The sequence below is a fragment of the Corallococcus sp. CA041A genome (assembly GCF_003612075.1).
GTDB lineage: Bacteria > Myxococcota > Myxococcia > Myxococcales > Myxococcaceae > Corallococcus > Corallococcus exiguus.
Window position 1 is genome coordinate 25498 of record NZ_RAWF01000089.1, and the last position, 8645, is coordinate 34142.

The following is an 8645-nucleotide window of genomic DNA, read 5'->3' on the forward strand; positions in this document are numbered from 1 at the left end:
CTCAGCCGCCCGCCAGCACCAGCAGACAGCGCAGGCCGCCATTCTTCACCTGGAGCTGCCTCGCGCCCTTCAGTCCCAGCGCCGCCACCAGCTTCGGATCCTCGGGGACGATGAGCGCCTTGCGCCAGTCGCGGAACGCGCCGTTCATCGTCGCGCCCAACGCACGGTAGAGGTCCGGCAGGTCCTCCGTTTCGCCCACGCGCTTGCCATAGGGCGGGTTGGCCACCACCAGCCCGGGTGCGTCCGGAGGGGCCTTCAGCGTGCGCAGGTCATGCCGCTCCAGCGTCAGCGTCACGCCCGCGCGTCTGGCATTGCGCCGCGCCGTGCCCAGCGCACCCGCGTTGAGGTCGTATCCGCGCATGGGGGCGCGAGGCTCCGCCAGCCCTTCCGCTTCCGCTTCCGCGCGGCGGTGCGCCCAGGCCGCCTTGTCGTAGGACGGGAAGGACTGGAACGCGAACGTGCGCAGCAGGCCCGGCGCGCGGCGCTGGGACATCCACGCGCCCTCCACCAGGAATGTGCCCGAGCCGCACATCGGATCCACCAGGGGCACGTCCCCCGCGTAGCCCGCGAGCCGGAGGATGCCCGCGGCCAGCGTCTCGCGCAGGGGCGCGCGGCCCACCTCCTGCCGGTAGCCGCGCTGGTACAGGGGCGCTCCGGACGTGTCCACGCTCACCGTCCAGCGCTCTCCTTCGCCGCGCACCAGCAGCGTGAGCTCCGGCCCCCCACCCTCCTCGTCCAGGTGTCCCGCGACCGTCACCTCGCACGGGTCCCAGGCCACGGCCGCGGACTCCAGCACCACGGCGGGCCCCGGGGCCACGGAGCGGTGCAGCGTCACGGACAGCCGCAGTGGCACCTTGCCGTCCCAGACGCCCGCCATGGGCAGCGCTTGCAGCCCATGCACCAGCGCGTCCGCGGTGGGCGCAGTGAAGGTGCCCAGGCGCAGGAGCACGCGGCTCGCGGTGCGCACGCGCAGGTTCGCCGTCTGGTGCAGGCCGGACGGGCCCTCGCACTCGATGCCGCCCTCCGCGCGCCGGAAGGACAGCCCCAGTTCGCGCGCCTCCGACTCCAGCGCGGGCTCCAGGCCCGGCAGCGTGGACACGTAGATGGACTCGCCCGTCCGGGCCTGAGCGTCCGTCACGCCGACCGCGTCCGTGCGGAGGAACCCGCGTCCATCGCGGCCTGCTCCAACGCGCGCTCCATCTGGTTCAGGTCATACGGCTTGGGCAGCAGCACCACACGCTCCAGCGCCTTGCCGTCCTCGGCCGACACCGCGCGCGAGTCTCCGGAGGCAATGATGATTCGCAGGGCTGGATACAGCCGCACGGCCTCGCGCGCCAGCACCACGCCGGACTTGCCCGGCAGCGTCACGTCCGTGAAGAGCAGGTCGAAGGCATCCTTCGCCAGCGCCTCGCTCGCCGCCTCCGCGCTCTCCACCGCGAGCACGGTGTGCCCCAGGTCCGTCATCAGCTCGGACGCGGATTCGCGGATGTCCGCGTCGTCCTCCACCAGGAGGATGCGCAGCGCACCGTTCGCCTTCGCCTCCACGGGAGCGGGCGTGGGCGCGCGGTACGGCTTCGCCGCCAACCGCTGCTCGCGTCCGCGCAGGAGCACGCGAATCTTTCGCGCCAGGTCCTCGCGCCGGTACGGCTTGGACAGCAGGCTCACGCCTGGATCCAACCGGCCGCCGTGCACGATGGCGTTCTCCGTGTAGCCGGACGTGAAGAGCACCTCGATGTCCGGCAGGTGCGCCTTCGCCAGCCGCGCCAGCTCCGGGCTGCGCACCGGCCCCGGCATCACCACGTCCGTGAAGAGCAGGTCCACCGGCAGGCCGCTCTGGATGACCGCGAGCGCGCTCTGGCCGTCGTGTGCCTTGAGCACGCGGTAACCCAGCTCCGTGAGCACCTCCACCACCGTGGCCCGCACCGCCGCGTCGTCCTCCACCACGAGGATGGTCTCCGTGCCGCCCTCCACCGGCCCCGTACCGGTTTCCGCCGGCTGCGCCGCCGCCTGGAAGGTGCGCGGCAGGTAGATCTTGATGGACGTGCCGTGGCCCAGCTCGCTGTAGATTTTGACGTGGCCGCCGGACTGCTTCACGAAGCCGTACACCATGCTCAGGCCCAGGCCCGTGCCGCGCCCCTCCGGCTTGGTGGTGAAGAACGGCTCGAACGCGCGCTGCATCACCTCCGGCGTCATGCCGGAGCCCGTGTCGGAGATGGCCAGCAGCACGTACTGCCCCGCCGTCACCTCCGGGTGCATCATCGCGTAGTGGTCATCCAGCATCGCGTTGCCGGCCTCGATGGTCAGCTTGCCCCGGCCGTCCATGGCGTCGCGCGCGTTGATGGCCAGGTTGAGGATGACGTTCTCCAACTGGTTGCGGTCCACGGACGTGTTCCACAGCCCGCCCGCGATGACCGTCTCCACCTCCACGTCCTCGCCCAGCGCGCGGCGCAAGAGGTCGTCCATGTCCCGCACCAGCCGTCCCAGGCTGAGCGCCGTGGGCGCCAGGGGCTGCCTGCGCGCGAACGCGAGCAGCTGCGACGCCAGCCGCGCCCCGCGCTCCACCGCGCCCAGCGCCGTCTCCAGACGCCGCTGCGCGCGCGAGTCACCCACCGTGTCGCGCTGGAGCAACTGGAGATTCCCGCTCACCACCTGGAGCAGGTTGTTGAAGTCATGCGCCACGCCGCCGGTGAGCTTGCCCACCGCCTCCATCTTCTGCGCCTGGAGCAGCGCGGCCTCCGCCTGGCGGCGCTCCGCCTCGCTCTCCTCCAGCGCCCGCGTGCGCGCGCGAACCAGCTCCTCCAGGTGGTCGCGGTGGCGGGCCAGCTCGTCCTCCGCCCGCTTCTGCGCCGTCATGTCGTGGCCCTGGACGAAGATGCCGGAGACGCTGCCGTCCGCCTCGATGACGGGCTGGTAGACGAAGTCCAGGAAGGCCTCCACCAGCGGCCCCCCGGGCTCACGCTGCAACTGCAGCCCCATGTTGTGCCCGACGAAGGGCTCGCCGGTCGTGAACACCCGGTCCAGCAGCTCGAAGAAGCCCTGCCCGGCCACCTCCGGCAGGGCCTCCCGCACCGTCTTGCCCAGCAGGTCCCGGTGCCCCACGAGCTGGAGGTAGGAGCGGTTGGCCAGCTCGAACACGTGCTCCGGCCCCTTCAGCGAACACATGAAGCCCGGCGCCTGTTCGAACAGGCGCCGCAGGTGCCGGCGCTCGTCGTCCAGCACCCGGTTGGCCTCCTGCACCGCCTGGGCGCGCGCGAGCACTCCGCTCATCAACTGCGTCCGCGGCCCGCCCCCATCCAGTGACGTCTCCGGGCCGCGCACGGCCTGCTTGAGCTGATGCAGCTCCGTCACGTCCATCGTGTGCTGGAGGATGAAGGCCACCTCGCCCCGCCCGTCCAGGAGGGGCGTGTGCGTGGCGCTCCAGTAGCGCTCCTCCAGCACCACGCCGCCGTCCGTCTTGCGGGGCACCCGGTAGGGAATGATGGCCAGCGTGTCCGGCACCCGCTCCGTCAGCACGCGGCGGAACGAGTCGCGCAGCATCCGGGTGCTGGCATTGGCCGGGTCGTCCGGGTCGTGCGGGAACGCATCGAAGGGGGTGCGCCCGACCAGGTTCTCCAGCCGGCTGGCGGTCACCCGCAGGTAGGCCGAGTTCGCGGTGACGTACCGCAGCTCCCGGTCCAGCAGCATGTAGGGATTGGGCGACAGCTCGAAGAGCGTCTGGAAATCGAAGGGTGCCTGCATCCATTCACGGGGAGGTCCAGCAACCTCCCCGCCTTTCCTGGGGCCGCCGCGAACGCGGAAAGGGGTTCCCGTCCAGTGTACGGACATCCCCTCCATCGCACCGGTCAAAAGGCGGTGGGCCCCCGTCTTCCCGGGCGCCAGGCCTCCCTGGGGGCAGCCTTCTGGACACCACTCAACATCTGTCCCACCCAGGCACCCATTGGACCTGCCACATCCGTCAGGACTGTAAGATTGAGCGGGTCTTTCAGACCTCTCAATTCCCATGCTATGAGATTATTACCGCCAAGGCGGTGTAGTCCCACATGAACCGGGGTGTGCGGCAGGGGGTCGCCTTGGACGGGGGAGGAAACGACCTCCCGGCCTTCCGCCAGAGCGCTCGCGCCCGGCAGGAGGTCTGTCCCCAGATGCTCGCCGTTCCAGAACCGTTGTCGCTGGATGACTCGGAAGCGGTCACCTCCCGTGCGTTTGACCGTCGCGCCTTGACGGCGTCGGTGAGGGAGCTGTCGGTGGTGACCAACGCGCGCGGCCTGTGGGCGGTGGCGCGCCAATGGCTCATCATCGCGCTGTCGGTGGCGTTCGTGGTGCAGGTGGACCGGTGGTGGGCGTGGGTGCTGGCCGCGGTGGTCATCTCCACGCGGCAGCACGCGCTTTTGAGCCTGGTGCACGAAGCCTCGCACCACCACCTGCTCACGAACCGCAAGACCAATGACGTGCTGGCGGACCTGCTGTGCGCGTTCCCCATGAACATCACCACGGAGGGCTATCGCAAGGAGCACGCGGAGCATCACCGCTATGTCAACACGGAGAAGGACCCGTACTGGCGCACGGCGCAGCGCGACCATGCGTGGATGTTCCCGCGCACGCGATGGGGCATGGCGCGGGTGCTGCTGGGGGACATGGTGGGCTTCTTCACTCCGTCCCACGTGCGCATCATGATTCCCTGGTCCTATACGGGCCGCGCGATGGGCAAGGGTGGCCCGCCGCCGTCCCGCGCGGAGCACATCCGCTACGCGCTGTGGCTCACCGGCTTCATCACCTTCCTCACGCTCACGGGCGGCTGGCTCCACTACCTGCTCTTGTGGTCCATCCCGTCGCTGACGCTGATGATGATGGCCTTCCGCATCCGCGCGGTGGTGGAGCACCCCTTCACCGCCGCCACCCCGGATGAGACGCACGAGACGCGGGACGTGGCGGCCGCCACCTGGTTCGAGCGCTTCTTCATCGCGCCCTTCAACGCCAGCTACCACCTGTCCCATCACCTCTTCCCGTCCGTGCCCTACTACCACCTGCCCGCGCTGCACGAGCGGCTCAAGCAGACGAACCTCTACCGCCCCGGGGAGAATCATTTCCAGACGTACCTGGGCGGGGAGACGAGTGCGTGGAGCTTCCTCACGTCGCTGGGCAGGAATGAAGGCCGTGTTCCATTGCCTGTGAAGGATTGAAGCCGAACCCATCACGGCACGGCTTGCTTTCCCCTGGAGGCGCCCCCGTGGCGCCTCCAGGCGTGGGAAGGGCCCGCCCGCCCCAGCCGTCACCAGGCGTGTTTCCCTCTGAAGCCAGACGCCCGCCGCGCCGCTGACACAGCAGCCTGCCGTCCTGGCGACGTGCCGAAACACCCCACCCCATGGCTTGAACACAGACGATGAATCGCGGTGTTTCTCGCCCTGCGATTCGCCAGGTCCCCCCTCCCCCGCCCGCCAATCCAGGCGCGGCGACAGGGCGACCGGGGGACCCCTGCCACGCGCCGCGGGCAGGGGAATGCGGTTCCCCCGGCCCCGCCCTTTTCACCTGGCAGCAGGAGAGAACTTGAGAAGGCAGCTCATTGGGTTCCTCGTGGCGTTGGGCGCCATGCACACCGGCTGCGGTGGCGCGCCGGACTTCACGTCCACCGCGGGCGACGACGACTCGCTGGGAAATTCCGGGGACGCGCTCGCGAGCGCGACCACGATGTTCGACGACGCGCTCGGCTCGGGCTGGCAGGACTGGTCCTGGGCGACGCACAGCCTCAGCGCGACGAGGCCCGTGTACGCGGGCACCCGTTCCATCTCCGCGACGTTCGGCCCCTGGACGGGCCTGTACTTCCACCACGCGGGCGTGCCCACCACGGGCCAAGGCTTCGTGGAGCTGCAGGTGAACCCCGGCGCGACGACCAACCCCGCGCTGGCGCTCTACGCGAGCGTGGGCGGCGTGGCGAAGTCGCCCGTGGCGCTCAACCCCACCTGTACGGGCGGCACGCTGAAGGCCAACACGTGGACGCTGTGCCGCATGCCGCTCTCCACGCTGGGCGCGGCGAACACGACGCTGGATGGCCTGGTGGTGATGGAGAACGCGGGCCGCTCGCTGCCCGTGATGTACCTGGACAACGTGCGCCTGGCGGCGGGCACCACCGCGCCTTCCGCGCCCACGGCCCTGAAGGCCACGGGCTCCGCCACGGACGTGGCCCTCACCTGGGGCACGGTGACGGGCGCTTCCGGCTACCACGTGTATCGCGCCACGTCTCAGACGGGCACGTACACGCGGCTCACTTCCTCCGCGCTCACCGCCGCGTCCTACAAGGACACCAGCGCGGCCGTGAACACGACGTACTGGTACGCCGTCACCGCGCTGAACGCGGTCGGTGAGAGCGCGAAGTCCGCGGCGGTGTCCGGCAAGCGGACCTCCACCACGGGCGTGAGTGTCAGCGTCACCCCCGCCAGCGTGACGCTGTCGCGAGGCGGCGTGCAGACCTTCACCGCGCTGGTGACGGGCAACACCAACACGGCCGTCACCTGGAGCGTGCAGGAAGGCGCCACCGGCGGCACCGTCACCACCAGCGGCACGTACACCGCGCCCCAGACGGCGGGCACCTACCACGTCGTGGCCACGAGCAAGGCGGACACGACGAAGAAGGCCACGGCGGACGTGGTGGTGACGGGCCCGGTGGGCAACACCAACAAGTGGGTGTCCGGCTACTACACGGGCTGGAACGCGGATGACTACCCGCCGGAGAAGGTGGACTTCAGCGCGCTCACGCACATCATGGTGGGCCGCGTGACGCCGAACACGGACGGCACGGTGGACGCCATCTTCGACAACTCGAATGGCTCCGCCATGGCGAAGACGCTCTCCACCCGCGCGCACGCGGCGGGGCGCAAGGCCATCATCATGGTGGGCGGCGCGGGCGAGCACGCCAACTGGGTGGGCGCTGCCTCTTCCGCCAACCGGGAGAAGTTCGTCCAGAACCTGCTCAAGACGATGGACGACCACGGCTACGACGGGCTCGACATCGACTGGGAGCCGGTGGAGGAGGCGGACAAGCCGAACCTGCTCGCGCTGGTGCAGCGGCTGCGTCAGGTGCGGCCCAACATGCTGCTGACGTTCCCCATTGGCTGGATCAACAACAACTTCGCCACGGACGCGTCGCTCAAGTGGTACCCGCAGCTGGCCCAGTACCTGGACCAGGTGAACGTCATGTCCTACGAGATGATTGGCGTCTGGGGCGGCTGGGATTCGTGGTTCACGTCCGCGCTCAAGGGCGAGTCCGGCACCCACCCGACCTCCGTGGAGTCCAGCCTCAAGGCCTGGGTGGCCGCGGGCATCCCCAAGGAGAAGCTGGGCATGGGCATCCCGTTCTACGGCCTCGCGTGGCGGCACATCACCGGCCCGCGCCAGCCCTTCACGGACTGGTCCGACTACGTGGGCGGGGACAACTCCTTCACGTACAAGAAGATTCTGGCGCTCTCCAAGACGGGCACGCTCCAGTGGGACGCGGCGGCGCAGGCCAACTACGTCACGTTCAACACGCCGGTGGAGGACGGCACGGTGCGCTGGATTACGTACGACGGTCCGGAGGCCATCCAGGCCAAGGGCCAGTACGCCAAGGCGAACGGCTACGGCGGCACCATCATCTGGACCATCAACCAGGGATGCACCGACCCCGCGACGGGCACCAACCCGCTGCTCACCGAGGTCAAGAAGGCGTTCCTCCAGTAACCGGGATGGCCTGAAGACAGACGGCCGCGTGGGCACCCGCCCGCGCGGCCGTTTTCGTACAGCGTGACGCGGACTACGCGGAGGGCGGCACGGCGGAGGGCGGAGCCGTGGGGGCCACCGGCTCCGGGCCACCTGCATAGACGCCCTGGTACGCGGGCGGCAGCAGCGCGGCCACCCGGCGCATCATCGCGTCCACCAGCGCCTGGCGCGTGTCGGAGGAGCCGGACACCTCCGGCTCCAGGTCCGCCATGCGGAACGCGGGCCCGAAGGTCACGGTGACATCCGCGTGGAAGAGCCGCTCGCCGCCCATGTCGGAGTCGTTGATGGGCATGAGCTTCTCCGTGCCCGTGAGCGCCACCGGGACAATGGGCACGCCCGCGCGCTTGGCGATGAGCCCCACGCCCTTCTTCGCCTCGAGCAGGCCTCCGGCGCGGCTGCGGCCCCCTTCCGGGAAGATGAGGACGGACTGGCCGCCCTTGAGCAGCTCCACGCAGCGGCGCAGCGCTTCGATGTCCGGCGAGTTGGGCGTGATGTCGATGGTGTCCATCGTCTCCGCCGCCAGCCGGGTCATCACGGTGCCGTGCAGCTTCACGCCCGCCAGGAAGACGATGCGCCGGGGACGCAGCGCCCGGTAGAGCGTGAAGCCGTCCGCGTTGGACAGGTGGTTGCAGATGAAGAGGCAGGGGCCGTCCGGCAGGTCCTTCAGGCCGTACACCTTCGCGTGGGACAGCCGTCCCCACACGCCGTGCATCAGGCCGCGCACGACGTGGCGGCGCAAGCCGTAGGGGAGCAGCGACATCAGGGCGAAGAGAAGTCGAAGCACGGGCCGGCCCACGTCCTTTCCGGATGCCCCTGGTCACCAGGGGGAGCGATGGCTGGACGTCCTTCTAGAAGATGTAGTCCCGCCCGGTGGGGTGGGTCAGCGGTCCTCCCTG

At 69.9% G+C, this 8645-nt stretch carries 5 protein-coding genes; 2 read left to right on the forward strand and 3 right to left on the reverse strand.

Annotated features, from left to right (window positions below; all coding sequences use genetic code 11):
* Position 1: 1 nt before the first annotated feature.
* Positions 2-1138 (reverse strand): class I SAM-dependent RNA methyltransferase, encoded by a 1137-nt coding sequence (locus D7V77_RS17890; RefSeq protein WP_120577500.1) that lies wholly within the window; start codon positions 1136-1138, stop codon positions 2-4.
* Entirely contained in the window at positions 1135-3738 is a 2604-nt protein-coding gene (locus D7V77_RS17895) for a response regulator (protein WP_120577501.1), read from the reverse strand. The genes D7V77_RS17890 and D7V77_RS17895 overlap by 4 nt, the downstream gene beginning before the upstream one ends.
* 404 nt (positions 3739-4142) lie before the next feature.
* Between D7V77_RS17895 and D7V77_RS17900 the strand changes: the two genes are divergently transcribed.
* A complete protein-coding gene (locus tag D7V77_RS17900) occupies positions 4143-5180 on the forward strand; it encodes a fatty acid desaturase family protein (protein WP_233597076.1) in 1038 nt (345 codons plus the stop codon).
* 364 nt (positions 5181-5544) lie between these two features.
* A complete protein-coding gene (locus D7V77_RS17905; protein WP_120577502.1) occupies positions 5545-7710 on the forward strand; it encodes a glycosyl hydrolase family 18 protein in 2166 nt (721 codons plus the stop codon).
* Positions 7711-7783: 73 nt separating this feature from the next.
* Here D7V77_RS17905 and D7V77_RS17910 read toward each other — a convergent pair whose 3' ends face one another.
* Positions 7784-8533, reverse strand: coding sequence for a 1-acyl-sn-glycerol-3-phosphate acyltransferase (locus tag D7V77_RS17910; RefSeq protein WP_120577509.1), 750 nt, complete (start codon positions 8531-8533; stop codon positions 7784-7786).
* Positions 8534-8645: the final 112 nt, after the last annotated feature.

Bases quoted from the DNA above. Each gene is read 5' to 3' on its own strand.
- D7V77_RS17895 (WP_120577501.1), bottom strand. From the start codon at position 3,738: ATGCAGGCACCCTTCGATTTCCAGACGCTCTTCGAGCTGTCGCCCAAT.
- D7V77_RS17900 (WP_233597076.1), top strand. From the start codon at position 4,143: ATGCTCGCCGTTCCAGAACCGTTGTCGCTGGATGACTCGGAAGCGGTC.